Origin of the sequence: Micromonospora sp. II (assembly GCF_001709195.1) — a bacterium.
Taxonomy (GTDB): Bacteria; Actinomycetota; Actinomycetes; order Mycobacteriales; family Micromonosporaceae; genus Micromonospora; species Micromonospora chalcea.
On record NZ_LYXF01000024.1, the window covers coordinates 22293 to 48207 of the forward strand.

Genomic DNA, 25915 nt, shown 5'->3' on the forward strand with positions numbered 1-25915 from the left:
GATACGGAGTGGCCCGATGCCCACTGAGGCAGAGTTCCTCGACTACCTCCGGCGTGCCACTGCCGACCTGCGCGACGCGCGCCGGCGGGTACGCGAGGTGGAGGCCAAGGACCGCGAGCCGATGGCCGTCATCGGCATGGCGTGCCGGTTCCCGGGCGGGGTGTCCAGCCCGGCCGAGCTGTGGGACCTCGTCGACCGGGGCGGCGACGGGGTGGGCGACTTCCCGACCGACCGGGGCTGGGACCTGGAGCGGCTCTTCAACGTCGACCCGGACAACCCGGGCACGTCGACCAGCAACCAGGGCGGCTTCCTCTACGACGCGCCACAGTTCGACCCGGGCTTCTTCGGCATCAGCCCCCGCGAGGCCCTGGCGATGGACCCGCACCAGCGGCTGCTGCTGGAGACCTCCTGGGAGGCGTTCGAGCACGCCGGCATCGACCCGCAGGCGCTGCGTGGCAGCCGGACCGGCGTCTTCGCCGGGGTCATGTACCACGACTACGCGTCGCGGGTGCTGGACCTGCCCGACGGCGTCGAGGGCTACATCGGCACCGGCAACTCCGGCAGCGTGGTGTCCGGCCGGGTGGCGTACACCTTCGGGCTGGAGGGCCCGGCCGTCACTGTGGACACGGCATGCTCGTCGTCGCTGGTCGCCGTGCACCTCGCGACGCAGGCGCTGCGCCAGCGGGACTGCGACTTCGCGCTCGCCGGCGGTGTGACGGTCATGTCCACCCCGGGCACCTTCGCCGACTTCTCCCGCCAGCGGGGCCTGGCCTCCGACGGCCGGTGCAAGTCGTTCGCCGCCGCCGCCGACGGCACCGGCTGGTCCGAAGGCGTCGGCGTGCTGCTCCTGCAACGGCTCTCCGACGCCCGCCGCGACGGCCGGCGCATCCTCGCCGTCGTCCGGGGCAGCGCGGTCAACCAGGACGGCGCCAGCAGCGGACTCACCGCCCCCAACGGCCCGTCGCAGGAGCGGGTGATCCGGCAGGCCCTCGCCAACGCCCGGCTCTCGCCGGCCGACGTCGACGTGGTCGAGGCGCACGGTACCGGCACCACCCTCGGCGACCCCATCGAGGCGCAGGCGCTGCTGGCCACGTACGGGCAGGACCGGGGCGACGGCGGGCCGCTCTGGCTGGGCTCGGTCAAGTCGAACCTGGGTCACACCCAGGCCGCCGCGGGCGCCGCCGGCCTGATCAAGATGATCGAGGCGATCCGCCACCGCACCATGCCCGCCACCCTGCACGTCGACGAGCCGTCCCCGCACATCGACTGGTCCGCCGGGCAGGTCTCGCTGCTGACCGAGGCGCGCGCGTGGTCGGCCACCGACCGGCCGCGCCGGGCCGCCGTGTCGTCCTTCGGCATCAGCGGTACGAACGCGCACGTCATCCTGGAGGAGGCGCCCGGCGACGACGCCCCGTCCACCGACGAGGCACCCCCCGCCGTCGACGCGCCGGTCGCGCTCCCGCTCGCCCCGGTGTTCCTCTCCGCCCGTACGCCAGAGGCGCTCGCGGGGCAGGCCGGCCGCTGGGCCGACCACCTCGCCCGCATCGACGCCCCACGTCCGGTGGACGTCGCGGTCTCCTCGGTCAGCCGCGCGGGGCTCGAACACCGCGCGGTCGTCCTGGCCGGCGACGCCGACGACCTGCTCGCCGGGCTGCGGGCCCTCGCCGCGGGCGAGCCGACCGGCGCCGTCATCACCGGCGCGTCGGCCCCGCGTGGCCGGGTGGCCTTCCTCTTCTCCGGCCAGGGCGCGCAGCGCGCCGGCATGGGTCGCGGGTTGTACGCGGCGTTCCCGGTCTTCGCCGCCGCGCTGGACGAGGTGTGCGGTCACCTGGATCCGCTGCTGTCGCGTCCGTTGCGGGAGGTGCTCTTCGCCGGGGCGGGCACGCCCGGGGCGGAGCTGCTGGACCAGACGGTGTTCACCCAGGCGGGCCTGTTCGCCGTCGAGGTGGCGTTGTTCCGCCTGATCGAGTCGTTCGGTGTGGTGCCGGACCTGGTGGCCGGGCACTCCATCGGCGAGATCGCGGCGGCGCATGTGGCGGGCGTGCTCTCCCTGGCCGACGCGTGCGCGCTGGTCGCCGCGCGGGGCAGGCTCATGCAGGCCCTGCCGGCGGGCGGCGGCATGCTCGCCGTGGCCGCCGACGAGGCCGCGGTGGCCGCCTCCCTGGCGGGGCTGCCCGGCCGGCTGGACGTGGCCGCCGTGAACGGCCCCGCCGCCGTGGTGGTCGCGGGCGACGTCGAGGCGCTCGACGAGGTGCAGCGGGTGTGGTCCGAGCGGGGTGTGCAGACCCGCCGCCTGCGGGTGAGCCACGCCTTCCACAGCGCCCGGATGGACCCGATGCTGGCCGAGTTCGCGGCCGTCGCCGAGGGACTGACGTTCCGGCCGCCGACTATCCCGGTGGTGTCGAACCTGACCGGCCGCGTCGCCGACGCCGACCAGCTCTGCGACCCGGGCTACTGGGTGCGCCACGTACGCGGCACCGTTCGCTTCGCCGACGCCGTCGACTGCCTGCGCGCCGAGGAGGTCGACACCTACCTGGAGGTGGGACCGAACGGCGTCCTCACCGCCATGACGCAGAACTGCCTCGCCGAGCGCGCGGAGGACGAGCCGGCGCCCCTGCTGGTGCCGGTGTCGCGCCACGACCGGCCTGAGCCGCAGGCCCTCCTGGAGGCCCTCGCGTCGCTGCACGTGCACGGCCGCGCCGTCGGCTGGGCGGGCCTGCTCGACCGGGCCGGCGGCCGGCACGTCGACCTGCCGACGTACGCCTTCGAGCACCAGCGCTACTGGCTGGAGCCGGCGGGCCGCTGGACGGACGTCTCCGGTGCCGGCCTCGGCGCGGCCGGGCACCCGCTGCTCGGCGCGGCGGTCTCCGTGGCCGGCGAGGACATGGTGGTGCTGACCGGCCGTCTCTCGACATCGACGCACGCGTGGCTCGCCGACCACGTCGTCTCCGGCGCGGTGATCGTGCCGGGCGCTGCCCTGGTGGAGTTGGCGGTGCGGGCGGGTGACGAGGTGGGTGCGTCGCGGGTGCGGGAGCTGACCGTGGSCGCGCCGCTGGTGCTGCCGGAGTCCGGCGCGGTGCGGGTGCAGGTGCGCGTCGGTGCGGCCGACGAGACCGGCACCCGGGTCGTGGCGGTGCACTCGCAGCCCGAGGGTGATCCCGAGGCGGAGTGGGTTTCGCACGCGGAGGGTGTGCTGGAGCCGGCGTCGGCCGACGAGCCGGGCGTGGGGGAGTGGCCGCCGGTCGACGGTGTCGAGGTGGACGTGGCGGGCTGGTATCCGGCCCTGGCCGAGCGCGGCCTGTCGTACGGGCCGGTGTTCCGAGGGCTGCGCCGGGTGTGGGCGTGCGGTGACGAGGTGTTCGCCGAGGTGGTGTTGCCGGACGAGGTGGCCGGTGACGCTGCGGGGTTCGGCGTGCACCCGGCGCTGCTGGACGCCGCCCTGCACCCGATCGGGCTGCTGTCCGGCTCGGAGGGCTCGGGCGGGGCGCGGGTGCCGTTCGCGTTCGAGGGTGTGCAGGTGTGGGCCTCGGGTGCGCGGGTGCTGCGGGTGCGGTTGACCCGCAACGGTTCGGCGGTGCGCCTGGTCGCGTGCGACGAGTCGGGCGCGGCCGTGGTGTCGGTGGACACCCTCGCCCTGCGCGAGCTGACCGGGGTGTCGGCGTCCCCGGACGCGTCGGCCCGGTCGCTGTTCGAGGTCGCCTGGCAGGCCCAGGAGGTCGCCCCGGCCGGGGACGCCTCCGGGTGGGCGCTGCTCGGCTCGCCCGCCGCCGACCTGCCGGCCGTCGCTGAGCTGCCGGTGTACGCCGACGTCGAGGCGGTCGCCGTGGCGTCGGGTGTGGCGCCGCGTCTGTTGCTGGTGCCGGCGGGTGGCCTGCGCCGGGCCCTGCACGTCGAGACGGAACCTGCTTCGGTCCCCGGTGAGATGCACGCCGCCGCCGTCGACAATGGCCCCGAGTCGGTGCGGGCGGCGACGTCGCAGGTGCTGGCGACGGTGCGGTCCTGGCTGGCGGCCGACGCGCTGGCGGAGTCGCGGTTGGTCGTGGTGACCCGGGGTGCGGTGTCGATCGGGGACGGAGACCGGGTCACCGACCTGGCCGCGGCGGCGGTCTGGGGTCTGCTGCGGTCGGCGCAGTCGGAGCATCCGGGCCGCATCGTGCTGGCGGACGTCGACGGTGACGCGGACGCCGGGCTGCTGGCTGTGCTGGGTTCCGTGGCCGACGAGCCGGTGACGTTCGGTGGTCAGGTCGCGGTGCGCTCGGGTGAGGTGTTCGTGCCGCGTCTGGTGCGCGCGGTAGCGCCCTCGTCGGCGGACGGCGCCGTGGTGGGTGACGGCGCGGTGCTGGTGACCGGCGGTACGGGCGCGTTGGGCGCGCTGGCGGCGGAGCATCTGGTGTTGGCGCACGGGGTGCGGTCTCTCGTGCTGGTGTCTCGGCGTGGCCCGGCGGCTGCGGGTGCGGGTGAGTTGTCGGAGCGGTTGTCCGCGCTGGGTGCGTCGGTGCGGGTGGTCGCCTGCGACGTGACGGACCGGGACCAGGTGTTCGGGCTGGTCGGTGAGGTTTCCGCCGGTGGCCGGCTGGCGGGTGTGGTGCACACGGCTGGTGTCCTGGATGACGGGGTGATCGAGCGGGTCACCGAGGAGCGTCTGGCGGGGGTGTTGGCGCCGAAGGTGTCGGCGGGTTGGTTGTTGCACGAGGCGACGGCGGGTCTGGGTCTCGACTTGTTCGTGGTGTTCTCGTCGGTGGCGGGTGTGTTGGGTTCGCCGGGTCAGTCGGCGTACGCGGCGGGTAACGCGTTCCTGGACGGGCTGGCGGTGTACCGGCGGCAGCTCGGGTTGCCTGCGGTCAGCCTCGCCTGGGGCATGTGGGACACCCCCGGCATGGCCGCGTCCCTCGACGAGGCGGACCGGGCGCGATCGACCCGGGGTGGCATCACCGCGATGAGCGCCGAGACCGGGCTGCGGCTGTTCGACGCCGCCCTGACCGCCGGCCGGCCGGCCCTGGTGCCCGCCGTGATCGACCTGGCCGCCCTCCGGGCCGCTGCCGGCGCCGGCCTGGTGCCGCCGATGCTTCGTAACCTGGTCGGTACGACCACGACCCGCCGCCAGGCGGGACAGGGCACCACCTGGGCGACCCGCATCGGCGGCCTGACCGCCGACGAGGCGCGCGCCCAGCTCGACGTGCTGGTACGCGGCCTCGTCGCGCAGGTGCTCGGGCACGGCGGGGCGGAAGCCGTGCCCGCCGACCGGGCGTTCCGGGAGCTGGGCTTCGACTCGCTGACCGCCGTCGACCTGCGTAACCGCGTGAACGCGGCCACCGGCCTGCGGCTGCCCTCGACGCTCGTGTTCGACTACCCGACGCCGCAGGCGCTCACCGCCCATGTGCACGCCGAACTTGCCGGCGCCGCAGGTCGCCCCGCCGCGCCGGGCGCGCGGACCACCACCCGCGCCGACGAGCCGCTCGCGATCGTGGGCATGGCCTGCCGTTACCCGGGCGGCGTCGAGACGCCCGACCAGCTGTGGGCGCTGCTGGCCGCCGGCGGGGAGGGGATCGGGGAGTTCCCCACCGACCGCGGGTGGGACCTGGAGAGCCTGTTCGACCCCGACCCCGACCACCCCGGCACGTCGTACACCCGCCACGGCGGTTTCCTGTACGACGCCGGCGCGTTCGACCCCGCCTTCTTCGGCATCTCGCCCCGCGAGGCCCTCGCCATGGACCCCCAGCAGCGGCTGCTGCTGGAGGCGTCGTGGGAGACGTTCGAGTCCGCCGGGCTGGACCCGCAGCGGCTGCGGGGCAGCCGGACCGGTGTCTTCGCCGGCGTCATGTACCACGACTACGCCTCCCAGCTGATGGAGCTTGCCGACGAGGTCGAGGGCTACGTCGGCACCGGCAACTCGGGCAGCGTGCTGTCCGGCCGGGTCGCGTACACGTTCGGCCTCGAAGGCCCGGCGGTCACCGTCGACACGGCGTGCTCGTCGTCGCTGGTGGCGTTGCACCTCGCGGTGCAGGCGTTGCGGTCGGGTGAGTGTGATTTGGCGTTGGCCGGTGGTGTGACGGTGATGGCGACGCCCGGCACGTTCGTGGAGTTCTCGCGGCAGCGGGGTCTGTCGGCCGACGGCCGCTGCAGGTCGTTCGCCGCGTCGGCCGACGGCACGGGCTGGTCCGAGGGCGTCGGCGTGCTGCTCGTGCAACGACTCTCCGACGCGCAGCGGGAGGGCCGGCGTATCCACGCCGTCCTGCGCGGCACGGCCGTCAACCAGGACGGCGCGTCGAACGGGCTCACCGCCCCGAACGGCCCGTCGCAGCAGCGCGTGATCCACCAAGCCCTCGCGAACGCCCGCCTGACCCCGGCCGACGTGGACGCCGTCGAGGCGCACGGCACCGGCACGACGCTGGGTGATCCGATCGAGGCGCAGGCTCTGCTGGCCACGTACGGGCAGGAGCGTCCCGTCGACCGGCCGCTGCTGTTGGGGTCGGTGAAGTCGAACATCGGGCACACGCAGGCCGCCGCCGGTGTCGCTGGTGTGATCAAGATGGTCATGGCGATGCGGCACGGCCTCGTCCCGCCGACCCTGCACGTGGACGAGCCCTCCCCGCACGTCGACTGGACCGCCGGGGCGGTCGCACTCGCCACCGAGCCCACCCCCTGGCCGGCCGTGGACCGGCCGCGTCGGGCGGCGGTGTCGTCGTTCGGGATCTCCGGCACCAACGCGCACGTCATCATCGAGCAGCCGCCCGCCGAGACGGTCGGCGCGCGGCCCACCGACCGGCCGCGCGCCGACGTCGTACCCCTCGTGCTCTCCGCCGTGGACGCCCCCGCGCTGCGCGACCAGGCGGCCCGGCTGAAGGCGCACCTCGCGGCACACCCGGAGCTGGCGCCGGCCGACGTCGCGCACGCCCTGGTCACCACCCGGGCCACGTTCGACCACCGCGCCGTCGTCCTCGGCCGCGACACCGTCGACCTGATGCGGGCCCTGGAGTCGTTCCACCTCGGCGAGGCCACCGCCGCCGTCACCGGCGTCGCGGCGCGCGCCGCCGACCCGGTCCTCGTCTTCCCCGGCCACGGCGACCCGTGGCCCGCCGCGACCGTCGAGCTGCTGGACCGGGCACCGGAGTTCGCCACCGCGATCGCCGCCTGCGAGGCGGCCCTCGCCCCCCACGTGGACTGGTCGCTCGCCGCCGTGCTGCGCGGCGCGGACGGCGCTCCCACCCCGGCCGACCCCGGGGTGGCGCCGGCCGTCCGGTGGGCCGTGGCCGTCTCGCTGGGACGCTGGTGGCGCTCCCTCGGCGTACGACCCGCCGCCGTGCTCGGGCACGCTCACGGCGCGCTCGCGGCCGCCTGCGTGGCCGGCGCGCTGTCGCTGGAGGACGCGGCGAGGACGATCGCCCTCGCCAGCCCGGCGGAGGACGGCCCGGACGCGCTGGCCGGGATCACCCTCCGGGCGGCCGACGTGCCGCTGTACTCGGCGACGACCGGCGGCCCGGTCGACACCGACGGCCTCGACGCCGCCCGGTGGTATCGGGACCTGACCACCGACGCCGACGCCGAACCGGCCGTACGCGCCCTGCTCGACCAGGGCCACCGGGTCCTCCTCGAGGCTGCCCCGGCGACCGTGCTCGCCGCCGGCATCCGCGAGAGCGCGCGGGCCGACGACGCCGTCGTGGTGGCCGCCGACGACACCGTGGCCGGCGGCTGGCAGCGCATGCTGACGGTCCTCGCCGGACTGCACGTGCACGGCGTGCCCGTCGACTGGACGGCGATCCTGGGCGCCCCCACCGGCCCGCCGCCCCCGCTGCCCACGTACGCCTTCCAGCGCCGGCGCTACTGGCCGCAGCCGACGGCGGTGACCGCCCCCGCCCCCGCCGGCACCGACGAGGCGGACCGGCGCTTCTGGGAGGCCGTGGAACGCGCCGACGCGTCTGCGCTGGCCGCCGCCATGCGCATCGACGAGGCCACGGTCAGCTCCCTCGACCCCGCGCTGCCGCTGCTCTCCTCCTGGCGCCGGCGCCGCCGCGACGAGTCCACCGTGGACTCGTGGCGCTACCGGGTGACCTGGAAGCCGCTGGCCGTCGCGCCGGAGGCCACCCTCGCCGGTACGTGGCTGCTGGTCGTGCCGGCCGCCGAAGCCGAGCACCCCCTGGTCGACGGCGTCGCCCGGACGCTGGGCGAGGGCGGGGCCGAGGTCATCCGGATCGACGTGCCGGAGACGGGCCGGCCGGTGCTGGCCGAGCGGCTGGCGCGTACCGGCGGGCCCGTCGCCGGGGTGCTCTCCCTGCTCGGCCTGGACGACGCGCCGCACCCGGCCCACCCGGTCGTCCCGGCGGGTCTCGCCGCCACGTACGCCCTGGTCCAGGCCCTCGGCGACACCGGCGTCACCGCCCCGCTGTGGTGCGCCACCGCCGGCGCGGTCTCGACCGGCCGCGCCGACCAGCTCGACCGCCCCCGCCAGGCGATGCTCTGGGGGCTCGGCCGGGTGGTCGCCCTGGAGCACCCGGACCGCTGGGGCGGACTGCTGGACCTGCCCGCCGAGCTGGACCCCCGGGACCGGGCCCGGCTCGTGGCGGTGCTGGCCGGCGTCGACGCGGAGGACCAGTTGGCGCTGCGCCCCTCCGGGGTGTTCGCCCGGCGACTGGTCCGCGCCCGCGCCGAGCGCACCGCGACGCAGGACTGGCGTCCCGCCAGCGGCGCCGTCCTGGTCACCGGCGGCCTCGGGTCCATCGGGGCCCAGGTGGCGCGCTGGCTGGCCCGCGAGGGCGTGGGTGAGCTGGTGCTGACCGGCCGCCAGGGCCCCGCCACGCCCGGCGCCGACGAGCTGGCCGACGAACTGCGCGCCGCCGGCGCCACAGTCACCGTGGCCGCCTGCGACGTCGCCGACGCGGCCGCCGTACGGGCCCTCGTCGAGCGGCTCGCCGGGCAGGGCACCCACATCGGGGCCGTGTTCCACACCGCCGGTGTCGCCCACGCCGCGCCCGTCGCGGCCACCGACGTCGCCGACCTCGCCGACGCCCTGCGGGCCAAGGTGGCCGGCGCGGTCAACCTCGACGAGGCGTGCGGCGACGAACTGTCGGCGTTCGTGCTCTTCTCCTCCGGCGCGGGCGTCTGGGGCGGCGGGCACCAGGGCGGCTACGCCGCCGCCAACGCCTTCCTCGACGCGCTCGCCGAGGATCGGCGACGGCGCGGACGGGCCGCCACCGCCGTCGCCTGGGGTGCCTGGGACGGCGGCGGCATGGTCGACGCCGAGGGCGCCGCCGACCAGATGTTCCGCTCGGGCGTCCGGGCCATGCGCCCCGACCTCGCGGTCTCCGTCCTGGCCGAGGCGCTCGACCACGGCGACACCACGCTCACCGTGGCGGACATCGCCTGGGACCGGTTCCTGCAGACCTACACGCTGGCCCGCCCCCGGCCGCTGATCGCCGACATCCCCGAGGTGGCCCGGCTGCTCGCGGCCGGGCAGCGCGACGGCGGCACGCCCGACGCGGCGTCCCCGCTCCGCGGCCGGCTGGCCGGCCTCGCCGCACCGGAACGCCGTCGGGTCCTGCTCGACCTCGTACGCGTCCACGCGGCGGCGGTGCTGCGCCTGTCCTCGCCGCAGGCGCTGGCGGCGGACCGGTCGTTCCGGGAGATCGGCTTCGACTCGCTCAGCGCCGTCGAGATGCGCAACCGTCTCGCCGAGGCGGTGGGACTGAACCTGCCGGCGACCCTGGTGTTCGACCGCCCGACGCCCGACGCCCTCGCCGAGCACCTGGCGGGCAGGCTCGCGGGCGACGACACCCCGGCGGCCGAGCCCGTGCGGGCCGCCACCGCGCTGGACGAGCCGATCGCCATCGTCTCGATGAGCTGCCGCTACCCCGGCGGCGTCGCCGGCCCCGAGGACCTGTGGCGACTCGTCGCCGAGGGACGCGACGGCATAGCGGAGTTCCCGACCGACCGGGGCTGGGACCTGGCAGCCATCTACGACCCCGATCCCGACCGGCCCGGCACCTCGTACGTGCGCGAGGGCGGCTTCCTCACCGACGCCGCCGGCTTCGACGCCGCCCTGTTCGGCATCTCCCCGCGTGAGGCGATGGTGATGGACCCGCAGCAACGGGTGCTGCTGGAGAGCGCCTGGGAGCTGTTCGAGCGGGCCGGCACCGCGCCCGCCGACATGCGGGAGACCAACACCGGCGTCTTCGTCGGCACCAACGGCCAGGACTACGCGACGCTGCTGATGGCCGCCCGGGTCGAGACCGAGGGCTACCAGGCCACCGGCAACGTCGCCGCCGTCATCAGCGGTCGGCTGGCGTACCACTTCGGGTTGCAGGGGCCCGCCGTCAGCGTCGACACCGCCTGCTCGTCGTCGCTGGTGGCGCTGCACCTGGCCTGCCAGTCCCTGCGGCAGGGCGAGTGCGACGTCGCGGTTGCCGGCGGCGTGACGGTGATGGCCACCCCCGGCCCGTTCCTGGAGTTCGCCCGGCAACGGGGGCTCGCCCTCGACGGCCGGTGCAAGTCGTTCGCCGGGGCCGCCGACGGCACCGGCTGGGGCGAGGGCGTCGGCTTGGTGATGTTGCAGCGGCTCTCCGACGCCCAGCGCGACGGCCGGCGGATCCTCGCCGTCGTGCGCGGCTCGGCGATGAACCAGGACGGCGCCAGCAACGGCCTGACCGCCCCCAACGGGCCCGCGCAGGAGCGGGTGATCAACCAGGCGCTGGCCAACGCGCGGCTGAGCGCCGCCGACGTGGACGCCGTCGACGGGCACGGCACCGGCACCCGGCTCGGCGACCCGATCGAGGCGCAGGCCCTGCTGGCCACGTACGGGCGGCAGCGCCCCGCCGACCGGCCGCTCTGGCTCGGCTCCGTGAAGTCGAACATCGGCCACACCCAGGCCGCCGCCGGCGTCTCCGGCGTGATCAAGATGGTGCTGGCCCTCCAGCACGACCTGCTGCCGCCCACCCTGCACGTGGACGAGCCGTCGCCGCACGTGGACTGGTCGTCCGGTGCCGTCGCGCTGCTGACCGAGGCGCAGCCGTGGCCGGACGTGGACCGGCCGCGCCGCGCCGGCGTGTCGTCGTTCGGGGTCAGCGGCACCAACGTGCACGTGATCCTCGAACAGGCGCCCGCCACGCCCTCGGCCGACACCGCCGCCCCCCGTCCGGCCGGCGCCGCCGCGCCCACGACCAGCTCCAGCCGCGGCACGCCCGGCGCCGCCGACGGGACGCCGCTGCTGCCGTGGGTCGTATCGGCAGACACCGCCGACAGCCTGCGGGCGCAGGCGGCCCGGCTGGCCGACTGGCTGCCGGGCAGCGGAACGCCCGCGGCCGACGCGGCCCGGGCACTGGCCACCGGACGGTCCCCGCTGCGGCACCGCGCGGTGCTGCTCGCCGCCGACGCCGACGCCGCCCTCGCCGGCCTGCGGGCCCTGGCGGCCGGGCAGGACCACCCCGGGCTCACCCGGGGCGCCGCCGAGCCCGGCGGCGCGCTGGCGGCGCTCTTCTCCGGCCAGGGCGCGCAGCACGCCGGGATGGGCCGACGCCTGTGGGAGACGTTCCCCGTCTTCGCGGCGACCCTCGACGAGGCGTGCCAGCACCTGGACGCGTACCTGCCGCGGCCGCTGCGCGGGGTGCTGTTCGCCGAGCCCGGCACCGCCGAGGCCGACCTGCTCGACCAGACCGTCTTCACCCAGGCCGGGCTCTTCGCCGTCGAGGTGGCGCTGTTCCGGCTGCTCGAACACTGGGGGATCCGGCCCGACTTCGTGGCCGGGCACTCCGTCGGGGAGATCAGCGCGGCCCACGTCGCCGGAGTGCTCGACCTGGCCGACGCCTGCGCGCTCGTCGGCAACCGGGGGCGCCTGATGCAGGCCCTGCCACCCGGCGGCGGGATGCTCGCCGTCGCCGCGCCCGAGGTCGACGTGCTGCGGGCCCTGTCCGGCACGCCGGGACAGCCCGCCGTCGCCGCCGTCAACGGGCCGGCCGCCGTCGTCGTCGCCGGCGCCGAGGACGTGCTGACCGAACTGGCCGCCCACTTCGCCGACCTCGGCGTACGCACCAAGCGGCTGCGGGTCAGCCACGCCTTCCACAGCCCGCTGATGGAGCCCATGCTCGCCGAGTTCGCGGCCGTCGCGGCGACCCTGTCGTACGCCCCGCCGACGGTGCCGCTGGTGTCGAACCTGACCGGCACGGTCGTCGACCCCGAGCAGCTCTGCACACCCGACTACTGGGTCCGCCACGTCCGCGAGGCGGTGCGCTTCGCCGACACCGTCACCCACCTGCACTCCCACGGGGTGACCCGGTTCCTGGAGATCGGGCCGGACACCGTGCTGACCGCACTGACCGCCGACGCGCTGCCGGTGGACGCGCCGGTCGTCGTGACCGGCGTGCAGCGGCCCGGCCAGGACGAGGTGGCCACCCTGCTCGGCGCGGTGGCCCGGCTGCACTGCCACGGCGTGCCCGTACGCTTCCCGGCACTGCTGCCCGGCACCGCCGCCCCGGTGGACCTGCCCACGTACGCGTTCGCCCACCAGCGGTTCTGGCCGACCCTCGACGCGGCGGCGACCCACACACCCGCCGCCGCGCACGACGACGTCGACTCGGCGTTCTGGCGGGCCGTGGCGTCCGGCGACGGCGACGCGCTCGCCGGCCGGCTCGGCCTCGACGCGGACCGGCCGCTGCGGGAACTGCTGCCGGACCTGGACCGGTGGCGGCGCCAGCAGCAGGAGGACACCCTCGCCGGCGGCTGGCGCTACCGGATCACCTGGCGCCCGCGGGCTCTCGTCGCGGGTGCCGTCGACGGCACGTGGACCCTGGTGCACAGCGGTACGGACCAGCCGGTCGTCGACCGGCTCGCCGAACTGCTCACCGCGCGGGGCGGCACCGTGCGGCAGCTCGCCGTCGACCCGGCGACGACCGACCGGAGCACGCTCGCCGGGCAGCTCGCCGCCGCGGCGCCCACCCGGATCGTGTCGCTGCTCGCCCTCGACGAGCGGGCGCACCCCGACCGCTCGGCCGTGCCGCTGGGCCTGACCGCGAACCTGGCCCTGGTGCAGGCGGTCACGGACGCCCTGCCACCGGTGCCGCTTTGGCTGCTCACCCGGCAGGCCGTGGCCACCGGCGCCGACGACCCCGTAGCCCACCCCGCCCAGGCCACCACGTGGGGCCTCGGCCTGGTGACCGCGCTGGAACACCCCCGGCACTGGGGGGGCCTGCTGGACCTGCCCGCCACCCTGGACACCGCCGCCGCCGAGGGAGTCCTGGCGGCCCTCACCGCCGCCGGTGACGAGGACCAGCTCGCGGTGCGTGACTCCGGGACGTACCTGCGGCGGCTGGAGCGCGCGCCCCGCGCCGAGGCGCCGGCCGGCTGGCAGGCGCCGGGCACCGTCCTGGTCACCGGCGGCACCGGCGCCGTCGGCCGGTACGCCGCCGGCTGGTTCGCCCGGCACGGCGCGCGGCGGCTGCTGCTGGTCAGCCGGCGCGGCGCGGCGGCCCCCGGCGCGGACGAGGCGGTGGCGGAACTGGCCGCCCTCGGCGCCGAGGCGCGGGTGCTGGCCTGCGACCTGGCCGACCGGGACGCGGTCGCCGACCTGGTCCGTGGCCTGCGCGCCGACGGTGAGGCCGTGCACGCCGTGGTGCACGCCGCCGGGGTGGGCCGGCTCAACCCGGTCGCCGCCGTGACCGAGGCGGAACTCGCCGACGTCGTCTCCGGCAAGATCGCCGGCGCGCGGCACCTCGACGAGTTCCTCGACCCGGAGGCGCTCGACCTGGTCGTGCACTTCTCCTCCATCGCGGCCGTCTGGGGCGTCGGCGACCACGGGGCGTACGCCGCCGGCAACGCCTTCCTGGACGCCTGGGCGCAGTCCCGGCCGGCCGGGCGGGCCCGGCACCTCTCGGTGAACTGGGGACCGTGGGCCGGCGGCGGCATGGTGACCGACGCGCACGCGGCGGCCATGAGCCGGCGCGGGGTGTCCCTGCTCGACCGGGAACCGGCGATGGCCGCCCTGCGCGCCGGCCTCGACGGCGACGACACCGCCCTCACCGTCGCCGACATCGACTGGGAACGCTTCGCGCCGGTGTTCGCCTCCGCCCGGCCCCGGCCGCTGATCAGCGAGATCGCCGAGGTGGCCGCCCAGGCCGCGGCGGCGCGCGCCGACGCCGAGGACGGCGACCAGGTCGCCGGCGAACTGCGCAAGCGGCTCGGCGAGTTGTCGCAGGCCGAACAGGCACGGCTGCTGGTCGATCTCATCCGCACCGCCGCGGGCGAGGTCATCGGCCACGACAGCCCGTACGCCGTGGAGGCCGGGCGGCCCTTCCGGGACCTCGGCTTCGACTCGCTCACCGCCGTGGAGCTGCGGGGCCGGCTGGCCCGCTCGACCGGGCTCAGCCTGCCCAGCTCGGTGGTGTTCGACCACCCGACCCCGCAGGCGCTGGCCGAGCACCTGCGGGCCGAACTGCTCGACGAAGCGTCGGTGGAGGCGCTACCCACCCTCGCGGAGCTGGACCAGTTGGAGGGCGCCCTCGCGCTGCGCGACCCGGACGACATCGGCCGGGTGCGGATCACGATGCGCCTGCACAGCCTGCTCGAACGGCTCGGCGCCGCCGAGGAACGCCGGGAGGACACCGCCGAGGTGGCCGGCCGGCTGCGGGCGGCCAGCAACCAGGAGCTGTTCGACCTCATCGACCAGGACCTCGGGCTCTCCTGAGCCGCCCGGGGATCTGTGGTGTCACGAGAAAGCGAGATGTCATGGCGGACGAAGATCGGCTGCGCGAATACCTGACGCGCGTCGTCGCCGAGCTGCAGCAGACCCGCCAACGGCTGCGCGAGGTCACCGCCGAGGAGTCCGAGCCGGTGGCGATCGTGGCGATGAGCTGCCGCTACCCGGGCGGCATCAGCTCGCCGGAGGAGCTCTGGGAGTTCGTCTCGTCCGGCGGGGACGCCATCGGCGACTTTCCCACCGACCGCGGCTGGGACCTGGACCGGCTCTACCACGCCGACCCGGACAACGCCGGCACCTCGTACACCACCGCCGGCGGGTTCCTGCGCGACGCGGGGCAGTTCGACGCTGCGCTCTTCGGCATCTCGCCGCGTGAGGCGGTCGCCATGGACCCGCAGCAGCGGCTGCTGCTGGAGGTCACCTGGGAGCTGTTCGAACGCGCCGGCATCGCCCCGCTGTCGCTGCGTGGCAGCCGCTCCGGCGTCTTCGTGGGCACCTCCGGGCAGGACTACGCCGCCGTGCTGCACCGGGCGCCCGGCGTCGAGGGGTACGTGCTGACCGGCACCGCCGCCAGTGTCGTGTCCGGTCGGCTGGCGTACACGTTCGGCCTCGAAGGCCCGTCGGTCACCGTGGACACCGCCTGCTCGTCGGCGTCGGTCGCCATCCATCTCGCCTGCCAGGCGCTGCGCCAGCGCGAGTGCGGCCTCGCCCTGGCCGGCGGCGCGACCGTGCTGGCCACCCCCGGCCCGTTCGTCGAGTTCTCCCGGCAGCGCGGCCTCGCCGCCGACGGCCGGTGCAAGTCGTTCGCCGCCTCCGCCGACGGCACCGGCTGGTCCGAGGGCGTCGGCATGCTGCTGCTGGAGCGGCTCAGCGACGCCCGCCGCAACGGCCACCCCGTGCTCGGCGTCATCCGCAGCTCGGCGGTCAACTCCGACGGCGCGTCGAACGGCCTCACCGCCCCCAACGGCCCGTCCCAGCAGCGGGTCATCCGGCAGGCCCTGGCCGGCGCGAAGCTCACCCCCGACATGGTCGACGTGGTGGAGGCGCACGGCACCGGCACCACCCTCGGCGATCCGATCGAGGCTCAGGCGCTGCTCGCCACGTACGGCCGGGAGCGGGGCGACGCCGCGCCGCTGCTGCTCGGCTCGATCAAGTCCAACATCGGGCACACCCAGGCCGCCGCCGGCATCGCCGGTGTGATCAAGATGGTGCTGGCGATGCGGCACGGCGTCGTGCCGGCCACCCTGCACGTCGACGAGCCCACCCCGCACGTGGACTGGGCCGCCGGCGCGGTCACCCTCGTCACCGAGGCCACGCCGTGGCCGGCCGTGGACCGGCCGCGCCGGGCCGCCGTCTCGTCGTTCGGGATGAGCGGCACCAACACCCACCTCATCCTCGAACAGCCCGAACCGGCCGGCGTCGAGGCGGACCACCCGGTGCCGCCCGCGCCCGCGCCGGTGCTGCTCACCGGCCGCACCCGCACCGCGCTGCGCCGCCAGGCCGAGCGCTGGTCGGCCTACGTCGCCGACGACGCGCACCTGCGCCCGGCCGACGTCGCCTGGACCTCGGCGGTCTCCCGCTCGCCCCTGGAGCACCGGGCGGTCGTGCTCGCCGACGACCGCGACGGCCTGCTCGCCGCGCTGCACGCCCTCGCCGACGACCGGCCCGCCCCCGGGCTGGTCACCGGCGCCGCCGCCGAACGCGGCGGGGTCGCGTTCCTGTTCTCCGGCCAGGGCGCCCAGCGCGCCGGCGCCGGCCGGGAGCTGTACGAGGCGTACCCGGTCTTCGCGGAGGCGCTCGACGAGGTCTGCGGCCACCTCGACCACCGGCTGCCCCGGCCGCTGAAGCCGCTGCTGTTCGCCGAGCCCGGCACCGCCGAGGCCGACCTGCTCGACCGGACCGTCTTCACCCAGGCCGCGCTGTTCGCCGTCGAGGTGGCGCTGCACCGGCTGCTCGGCTCCTGGGGCCTGGCCCCCGACATGGTCGCCGGGCACTCCGTCGGCGAGCTGACCGCCGCCCACGTGGCCGGCGTGCTCAGCCTCGACGACGCGTGCGCCCTCGTCGCCGCCCGGGGGCGGCTCATGCAGGACCTGCCCACCGGCGGCGCGATGCTCGCCGTGGCCGCCGACGAGGCCCGGGTCGCCGAGTCGATCGCCGCGCTGACCGGCCGGGTCGCCGTCGCCGCCGTCAACGGCCCCGACGCCGTCGTCGTCTCCGGCGACGCGGCGGCCATCGACGAGCTGGCGGAACTCTGGACCGGCCGGGGGTTGAAGGTGCGGCGGCTGCGGGTCAGCCACGCCTTCCACAGCCCGCTGATGGAGCCGATGCTCGCCGAGTTCGCTGCCGTCGCCGGCCGCCTCGACCTGCGCGCCCCCACCCTGCCGGTGGTGTCCAACGTGACCGGCGAGCTGGCCGACCCGGCGCAGCTCACCGACCCCGGCTACTGGGTGCGCCACGTCCGGGAGGCGGTCCGCTTCGCCGACGGCGTACGCGCCCTGCGCGCCCACGGCGTCGGCACCTTCGTGGAGGTCGGGCCGGACGCCGTGCTCACCGCCAGCGTCCAGGAGACCCTCGCCGGGATCGGGACCGACGCCGCCTCCGCCGTGGTGGTGCCGGTGCTGCGCCGGGACCGCCCGGACCGCCGTGCCCTGCTCGCCGCCCTCTCCCAGCTGCACGTCGCCGGCACGCCGCCGCACTGGGCGGACGTCCTCGCCGGCCGGCCCGGCCGGCTCGTCGACCTGCCCACCTACCCGTTCGAGCGGCAGCACTACTGGGTGCCGGCCGAGGCGCCCGCCGACGACACCACGACGGGCGGGGCCGGCGCGCTCGACCGCCGGTTCTGGGCGGCCGTCGAACGCGCCGACCTCGACGCGCTGCGCGACACCCTCGCCGTCACCGACACCGCCGCCGCCGAGTCGCTGCGTACCCTGCTGCCCGTCCTCGCCGACTGGCGGCGGCAGCGGCAGGAACACTCGGTCCTCGACGGCTGGCGGTACCGGGAGGAATGGCAGGTGGCCCCCGAGCCCGCCCCCGCCCGGCTGGCCGGCACCTGGCTGCTGGCGCTGCCCGCCGACGACGCCGACGACCCGGTGGCGCGGGCCGTCCGGGCCGCGCTGACCGGCGCCGGCGCCGACGTGCTGCCGCTGACGGTGGAGCCGGACGCCGACCGGGCCGGCCTCGCGGCGGCCCTCGCCGGCACCGAGCCCGCCGGCGTCGTGTCCCTGCTCGCCGGGGAACCACGCACCGCCGACGGCACCGTCCTGCCCGGCCTGACCACCACCCTCGCCCTCGTGCAGGCGCTCGGCGACGCCGGCGTGGCAGCGCCGCTGTGGCTGGTCACCCGGGGCGCGGTCGCCGCCGCCTCGTACGACCGGCTCGCCGACCCGGCGCAGGCCGCGATCTGGGGCCTCGGCCGGGTCGTCGGCGTCGAGGCGCCGCACCGCTGGGGCGGCCTGGTCGACCTGCCGTCCGACCCCGACGACCGGGCCGCCTTCCGGCTCGCCGCGATCCTCACCGGCTCGACCGGCGAGGACCAGCTCGCCGTGCGCGGCCCCGGCGTCTTCGCCCGCCGCCTCGTCCGCGCCGCCCTCGGCGACCGTCCGCCGGCGCGCCGGTTCACGCCCACCGGCACCGCCCTGGTCACCGGCGGCACCGGCGGGCTCGGCGCGCGCGCCGCCCGCTGGCTCGCCGCCGCCGGAGCCGAGCACGTCGTGCTGGTCAGCCGGCGCGGACCCGACGCCCCCGGCGCCGCCGAGCTGGAGGCCGAGCTGGCCGCCCTCGGGGCCCGGGTCACCGTCGCCGCCTGCGACATCGCCGACCGGGCCGCCCTCGCCGACCTGCTCGACCGGGTCGAGGCCGACGGCCCGCCGGTGCGCACCGTCGTGCACACCGCCGGCGTCGCGCAGGCCACCCCGCTGGCCGAGGTCACCCCCGCCGAGCTGGCCGAGGTGACAGTCGGCAAGACCGCCGGGGCCACCCACCTCGCCGACCTGCTCGCCGACCGGGGGCTGGACGCCTTCGTCGTCTACTCGTCCATCGCCGCCACCTGGGGCAGTGGCGGGCAGGCCGGGTACGCGGCCGGCAACGCCTACCTGGACGCGCTGGTGCGGCGGCGGCGCGCCGACGGCCGGGCCGGCACCGCCATCGCCTGGGGCCCATGGTCCGACGGCGGCATGCACGCCGCCGACGCCGAGCGCAACCTGCGCCGCCGGGGCCTGCCCGCCATGGACCCGGCCGTCGCCATGGCCGCGTTGCAGCAGGCCCTCGACCACGACGACGTCACAGTGACGGTGGCCGACGTGGACTGGACCCGGTTCGCCCCCGCGTACGCCTCCGCGCGCCGCCGGCCGCTGCTGGAGGGCGTACCGGAGGCGCGGGCCGCCCTCGACGGCGGCGCCGCGGCCGACGACGGCGACGACGGCCCGGCGGCCACGCTGCGCCGGCGCCTCGCCGCGCTGACCCCGGCCCGCCGCGAGGAGACCGTCGCCGACCTGGTCCGCGAACTCGCCGCCGACGTGCTCGGCCACGACGGCGGGGCTGCCGCCGTGGGCGCGACCACCGCGTTCCGCGACCTCGGCTTCGACTCGCTGACCGCCGTGGAGCTGCGCAACCGGCTCGTCGCCGCCACCGGGCAGGCGCTGCCCACCACCCTGGTCTTCGACCACCCCACCCCGGTGGTGCTGTCCCGCTTCCTGCTCGCCGGCCTCTTCGGCGCCGACGCCGGGGCGGCTCCCGTCGCTGTCCCGGCCGCCGTGGGCGACGACGAGCCGGTGGCCATCGTCGCCATGGCCTGCCGCTACCCCGGCGGCGTCGACGGCCCCGAACGGCTGTGGCGCCTCGTCGCCGACGGCGTCGACGCGATCGGCGACTTCCCGACCGACCGGGGCTGGGACCTCGACCGGCTCTACGACCCCGACCCGGCCAACCCCGGCACCACGTACGCCGACAAGGGCGGCTTCCTGCACGGGGCCGGCGAGTTCGATCCCGGTTTCTTCGGGATCTCGCCGCGCGAGGCGGCGGCGATGGATCCGCAGCAGCGGTTGCTGCTGGAGGTTTCGTGGGAGGCGGTCGAGCGGGCAGGGGTTGCGCCTGGGGTTCTGCGGGGTTCGCGAACAGGGGTGTTCGTGGGCACGAATGGTCAGGACTATGGGGCCCTGCTGATGGCTGCGGGGGAGCAGGCCGAAGGGTTCGGGGCCACGGGCAACGCCGCCAGTGTGGTGTCGGGCCGGGTGGCGTACGCGTTGGGGTTGGAGGGTCCGGCGGTGTCGGTGGACACGGCGTGTTCGTCGTCGCTTGTGGCGTTGCACCTGGCGGTGCAGGCGCTGCGGCGTGGCGAGTGCGACCTCGCCCTCGCCGGCGGCGTCACGGTCATGGCCACCCCCGGCACCTTCTTCGAGTTCTCCCGGCAGCGGGGCCTGGCGGCCGACGGCCGGTGCAAGGCGTTCGCGGCGGGTGCGGACGGCACGGGCTGGGGCGAGGGTGTGGGCGTGCTGCTGGTGGAGCGGCTGTCGGACGCGCGGCGCAACGGGCACCGGGTCCTGGCGGTGGTGCGTGGGTCGGCGGTCAACCAGGACGGCGCCTCGAACGGGCTGACCGCGCCGAACGGCCCGTCGCAGCAGCGGGTGATCCGCCAGGCCCTCGCGGGGGCCCGGCTGGGCAGCGCGGATGTGGACGTGGTCGAGGCGCACGGCACGGGCACCACGCTGGGTGACCCGATCGAGGCGCAGGCCCTGCTGGCGACCTACGGCCAGGGCCGCGAGGGCGGCGAGCCGCTGCTGCTCGGCTCGATCAAGTCCAACATCGGCCACACGCAGGCCGCCTCGGGCGTCGCCGGTGTAATCAAGATGGTGCTGGCGATGCGGGAGGGCGTGGTACCGGCGACGCTGCACGTGGACGAGCCGTCGCCGCACATCGACTGGACCTCCGGCGCGGTGGAACTGGCCACGCAGTCGCGGCCCTGGCCGGTGGTGGACCGGCCGCGCCGGGCGGCGGTGTCGTCGTTCGGCATGTCCGGCACGAACGCCCACGTGATCATCGAGCAGGCCGACGAGCCGCAGGCCGTGGCTGCCGCTCCGGCCGAGCAGGGCCCCGGGCTCGTGGCCTCCGACGTCGTGGTGTGGCCGCTGTCGGGGCGGTCGAAGGGTGCCCTGACCGGCCAGGCGGCTCGCCTGGCGGAGTACGTGCGCGAGCACGGCGAGGTGGACGCGGCGGCGGTGGGCTGGTCCCTGACGACGACCCGGTCGACGTTCGACCAGCGGGCGGTCGTGGTCGGGTCGAGCGCGGAGGAGTTGCTGGCGGGGCTGGACGCTCTGGCGTCGGGGTCGCCGGCCGGCAACGTGGTCGCGGCGGCGGCTCTGTCGCATGGCGCGGGTGCGGTGTTCGTGTTCCCGGGTCAGGGTGCGCAGTCGGCGCGGATGGCGGCGGGTCTGGTGGGTCGTGCGCCGGTTTTCGACGCGCGTCTGGCGGAGTGTCAGCGGGCCCTGGCCCCGTACCTCGATGTGGACCTCGTTGCGGTGTTGACCGGTGACGACGAGTCGTGGCTGGCGCGGGTGGAGGTCGTGCAGCCGGTGCTGTGGGCTGTGGGTGTGGCGCTGGCGGCGGTGTGGCAGCACGCCGGGGTCACCCCGGCGGCGGTGGTCGGTCACTCGCAGGGCGAGATCGGCGCGGCGTGCGTGGCCGGGATCCTGTCGCTGGGGGACGCGGCGAAGGCGGTGGCGTTGCGCTCCCGGGCCCTGACGGTGCTGCGGGGCACGGGAACGATGGCGTCGGTGGACCTGTCGGCGGAGGCGGTGGCTGAGCGGCTGTCGGCGTTCCCGGGTGTCGGGGTGGCGGCGGTGAACGGTCCGTCGACGGTGGTGGTGTCGGGTCCGCCGCAGCCGGTCGCGGATCTGGTGGAGGCGTGTCAGGCCGACGGGGTGCGGGCGCGGTTGATTCCGGTGGACTATGCGTCGCACTCGGTGGCGGTGCAGGACGTCGCGGAGCAGTTGCGCGCGGACCTGGCCGACGTGAGCCCGCAGCCGGGGCACACTCGGCTCGTCTCGACGTTGACGGGGGACTGGGTCGACCCGTCCTCGATGGACGCCGGCTACTGGTACGACAACCTGCGGCAGACCGTGCAGTTCGACGCCGCCGTGCGCGTCGCTGTCGCCGCCGGGCACACCACGTTCATCGAGATCAGCCCCCACCCGGTGCTGACGATGCCGGTCACGGCGATCCTGGACGACGCCGGCGCGACCGGGCACACGCTGGGCAGCCTGCGGCGCGGTGACGACGACGCGACGCGGCTGCTGACCAACCTGGCTACCGCCCACGCGATCGGCCTGCCCGTCGACCTGACGGCCGTCCTCGCCGAGACCGACGTGGTGGCACTGCCCACCTACGCCTTCGAACGGGGACGCTACTGGCTGGACGCGCCCGCGCACCGCGTACGCGACGTCGGCTCGGCCGGCCTCCAGGACACCGGGCACCCGCTGCTCAGCGCGGCCGTACCCGTCGCCGACGACCGGACGGTGGTGCTGACCGGGCGGCTGTCGGTGCGTACCCACCCGTGGCTGGCCGACCACGCCGTCGGCGGGGCGGTGATCGTCCCCGGCACCGGCGTCGTCGACATGGTGGTCCGGGCCGGCGACGAGGTCGACGCCGGCCAGGTGGGCGACCTGACGCTGATCAACCCGCTGGTGCTCCCCGCGACCGGCGCGGTGCAGGTGCAGGTACGCGTGGGCCCGCCCGCCGACACCGGCGAGCGGAGCGTCACCGTGCACTCCCGCCCCGAAGAGGACGCCGACGCCGAGTGGACCCGGCACGCCGAGGGACTCCTGCTGCCGCAGCTGCCCGCCCCGACCGCCGTTCCGGGGCAGTGGCCGCCGGCCGACGCCGTCGAGGTCGACGCCGACCTGGACGCCTGGTACGCGCAGACGGCCGAGGGCGGCCTCGGCTACGGCCCCTCCTTCCGGGGGCTGCGCCGGGTGTGGCGCGGCGACGGCGAGGTCTACGCCGAGGTGGCCCTGCCCGAGGAGGCGAGCGCCGACGCGTCCCGCTTCGGGCTGCACCCGGCCCTGTTCGACGCGGCCCTCCAGGCCAGCGGCGTCACCGCCCTGCTCGGCGACGCGGCGGACACCTCGGGGGCGGGCTGGATGCCGTTCGCCTTCCGCTCGGTCGCCCTGCACGCCCACGGCGCCACCCGGCTGCGGGCGCGGCTGCGCCCGCTCGGCCCGGACACCGTCGCGGTCACGCTCGCCGACACCGCCGGCCAGCCGGTCGCCACCGTCGAGTCGCTGACGTTCCGCCCGGTCGCCGCGGGCCGGGCCGACGAGGCCGCCGCCCTGCGCCGCACGTCGGTGTTCCACCTGGACTGGACGCCTTTGACGGACACCGGGGCGGCGGCCGGGGAGGCCCGCTGGGCGCTGCTCGGCGACGACACCCTCGGCCTCGCCGGGGCGCTCGCCGCCGCCGGGCACCCGGTGCGGTCCCACGCCGACCTGGCGGCGCTGATCGCCGAGATCGGGGAGTCCGGGGACGTACCCGATGTGGTGCTGGACCTGCGCTCCGGCGCGGAGTCGGACCCGCAGCGGGCCGGTGAGGCCGCGCACGACGCGGCCCGCGACGCCCTCGCGCTGGTGCGGCAGTGGCTGGGCGAGCCCCGGCTGGAGCGGTCCCGGCTCGTGCTGCACACCCGGGGCGCGGTCGGCGCGGCCCCGGGCGAGGCCCCCTGCGACCTGGCCCGGGCGAGCCTGTGGGGGCTGGTCCGCTCGGCGCAGTCCGAGCACCCCGGCCGGTTCACGCTGCTCGACACCGACGACGCCGCCGCCTCCCTGGCGGCCGTCCCGGCGGCCGTCGCCTCCGGCGAGCCGCAGCTCGCGCTGCGCGACGGCGCGCCGCTCGTGCCCCGGCTGGCCCGGGCCCGCGACGCCGGTGTGTTGCCGCTGCCCGCCGACGAGGTGCCGTGGCGCCTCGACGTCACCGAGAAGGGCACGCTGGAGAACCTCGCCCTGCTGCCCGGTCCCGAGGGGGGCGGGGAACTGCCGGCGGGCCACGTCCTGGTCGGGATGCGCGCCTCCGGGCTGAACTTCCGCGACGTGGTGCTGGCCCTCGGCATGGTCCCCGACCAGGAGGTGCTGGGCAACGAGGGCGCCGGCGTGGTGCTCGGCGTGGGGCCGGGCGTCGCCGACCTCGCCCCCGGCGACCGGGTGATGGGCATCTTCTCCGGCTCGTTCGCCTCGGCGGCGGTCACCGACCGCCGGCTGGTCACCCGCATCCCCGACGGCTGGTCCTACACCGACGCCGCCGCCGTGCCCGTGGTCTTCCTGACCGCGTGGTACGGGCTGGTGGAGCTGGCCCGGCTGCGCGCGGGCGAGTCCGTGCTCGTGCACGCGGCGGCCGGCGGCGTGGGCATGGCCGCCGTGCAGATCGCCCGCCACCTCGGCGCGGAGGTCTACGGCACGGCCGGCCCCGGCAAGTGGCCGGCGCTGCGCGACACCGGCTTCGACGACGCGCACCTCGCCTCCTCCCGCAGCCTCGACTTCGCCGACGAGTTCGCCCACCGCACCGGCGGGCGGGGCGTCGACGTGGTGCTCAACGCCCTGCGCGGCGAGTACGTCGACGCGTCGCTGCGGCTGCTCGCCGACGGCGGCCGGTTCGTCGAGATGGGCAAGACCGACAAGCGGGACCCGCGGCGGGTCGCCGCCGACCACCCGGGCGTCAGCTACCAGGTCTTCGATCTCATCGAGGCCAGCCCGGAGAAGATCGGCGCGATGCTGGGCGAACTGATGGCGCTTTTCGCCGCCGGTGCGCTGCGGCCCCTGCCCCGGCGCACCTGGGACGTCCGGCGTGCCCCCGAGGCGTTCCGCTTCCTCAGCCAGGCCCGGCACGTCGGCAAGCTGGCCCTGAGCATTCCGCAGGCGCCCCGGCTCGACGGCACGGTCCTGGTCTCCGGGGCGACCGGCACCCTCGGCGCGCTGCTCTGCCGGCACCTGGTCACCGCGCACGGCGCCCGGCAGTTGCTGCTGGTCAGCCGGCGCGGCCCGGACGCCGAGGGCGCCGACGAACTGCTCGCCGACCTGAAGGCGCTCGGCGCGGACGTGTCGATCGTCGCCGCCGACCTGGCCGACCCGGACGCCGTGGCGGACGTGCTGTCCATGGTGGACCGGCGGCATCCGCTGCGCGCCGTCGTGCACGCCGCCGGCGTCCTCGACGACGCCACCGTCGAGTCGCTCACCCCCGACCGCCTCGCCGCGGTGCTGCGGCCCAAGGTCGACGTGGCGTGGAATCTGCACCGGGCCACCCTCGGCCACGACCTGAGCGCGTTCGTGCTCTTCTCCGCCGCCGCGGGCGTGTTCGGCGGTCCGGGCCAGGGCAACTACGCCGCCGGCAACGCGTTCCTCGACGCGCTGGCGGAGCACCGGCGGGCCCTCGGCCTGCCGGCGGTCGCGCTGGCGTGGGGCCGCTGGGCACAGGCCAGCGGCATGACGGGCCACCTCGACTCGGCCGACATCCGCCGCCTCGACCGGGGCGGCATGGCGGCGCTCTCCGACGCCGAGGGGCTCGCCCTGTTCGACGCTCTCTGGCGCTCGGAGCGGGCGACACTCATGCCCGCCAAGATCGCCACCGGCGTGGCCGCGCCCGGGTCGCCCGTACACCCGCTGCTGACCAACCTGGTCCGCGCCGCCGGCCGCCGGGCCGCGGCCGGCGAGGCCGCCGACGGGCAGGCGTACGCCGAGACGCTGCGCGCCCTGCCCGACGACAAGCGGGTACGCGCCCTGCGCGACCTGGTGCTGGCGCACGTGGCGGTCGTTCTCGGCCACGGCGACCCGGCCGGCATCGAGCCGACCCGCGCGTTCCGGGAACTCGGCTTCGACTCGCTGACCGCCGTGGAGCTGCGCAACCGGCTCGGCGCGGCCACCGGGCTGCGGCTGCCGGCGACGCTGGTCTTCGACAACCCGACGCCCGAGGCGCTCGCCGTCCACCTGGCCGGGCAGTTCGCCCCGGTGAGCCCGGCCGGCGAGCCGTCGGCGGCGGGCCGGGAACTCGACCGGCTGGAGGCGGCGCTCGTCGGGCTGGACCCGGCCGACGACGAGTTCCGCCGGATCACCGACCGGCTGCACGGCCTGCTGGGCCGGCTGACCGAGCGGCAGGCGGACGCGGACGGCGACGACGACCTGGAGTCGGCCACCGCCGAGAACATCTTCGACCTGATCGACCGCGAGCTGGAGACGTCGTGACCACCAGCCGCAACGACATCGG

At 76.5% G+C, this 25915-nt stretch carries 2 protein-coding genes; both read left to right on the forward strand.

The features are described from left to right. Nucleotides 1-16 precede the first annotated feature (16 nt). Nucleotides 17-14665, forward strand: coding sequence for a type I polyketide synthase (locus tag A8711_RS12370; RefSeq protein WP_069088279.1), 14649 nt, complete (start codon nucleotides 17-19; stop codon nucleotides 14663-14665). 41 nt (nucleotides 14666-14706) lie between these two features. Then, nucleotides 14707-25893 carry a type I polyketide synthase gene (locus A8711_RS12375; RefSeq protein WP_069088280.1) on the forward strand — a complete coding sequence of 3729 codons (11187 nt, stop codon included), beginning with the start codon at nucleotides 14707-14709 and terminating at the stop codon, nucleotides 25891-25893. Nucleotides 25894-25915 lie beyond the last annotated feature (22 nt).